The sequence below is a fragment of the Massilia rubra genome (assembly GCF_011682065.1).
Lineage (GTDB): Bacteria > Pseudomonadota > Gammaproteobacteria > Burkholderiales > Burkholderiaceae_D > Telluria_A > Telluria_A rubra.
In genome coordinates, this window is sequence record NZ_VUYU01000083.1 from 1 (window position 1) to 655 (window position 655).

General features: G+C 60.3%; 2 protein-coding genes. Both read left to right on the forward strand.

What is annotated here, in order from left to right; all coding sequences use genetic code 11:
* The coding region (locus tag F0185_RS34100; protein WP_267876042.1) for a flagellin at positions 1-176 on the forward strand (176 nt) is incomplete at its 5' end.
* Positions 177-402: 226 nt separating this feature from the next.
* Positions 403-655: flagellin N-terminal helical domain-containing protein (locus F0185_RS34105; protein WP_441295239.1), on the forward strand; the 253-nt coding region annotated here is incomplete at its 3' end.

The following is a 655-nucleotide window of genomic DNA, read 5'->3' on the forward strand; positions in this document are numbered from 1 at the left end:
ACAACCTGTCGAACATCAGCACCAACAGCAAGGCCGCCACCGGCCGCATCATGGACGTCGACTTCGCCAGCGAAAGCTCGAAGATGACCACCAGCCAGATGCTGCTGCAAGCCGGCACCGCCATGCTGAAACAGAGCAACAGCATGTCCTCGATGGTCATGTCGCTGCTGCAGTAATCATCAGCACGCCCTGCCGCAAGCCGGGTCCCCGACAAGCCAGCCGCTCACCCGGCTGGCTTTTTTACGTCCAGGGGCGGCGCACTGTGATCGGATTGGCAAGGTCGAAATATATTTCCATGCGGCACTTAATGATCTGGATCAAAGTGTCGCCTTGTAGTGATGAGAGCGCGACACCGAGCGCGGCTCCGACCAGTTTCCACCCCCAATACCCAGGAGTTTGACCATGCTGAGCCTTCACACCAACAACGCCGCCCTGTCCGCGCAAAATTCGATCAACCGCACCCAGGGCTCGTTGTCGACCTCGATGACCCGCCTGTCGACCGGCTACCGCATCAATTCGTCGATGGATGACGCCGCCGGCCTGCAGATCGCCACCCGCCTGAAAGCCCAGACCAGCGGCATGGCCGTTGCCATGCGCAACACCCAGAATTCGACCTCGATGCTGCAAACGGCCGAAGGCGCGCTCGACGAAGTGA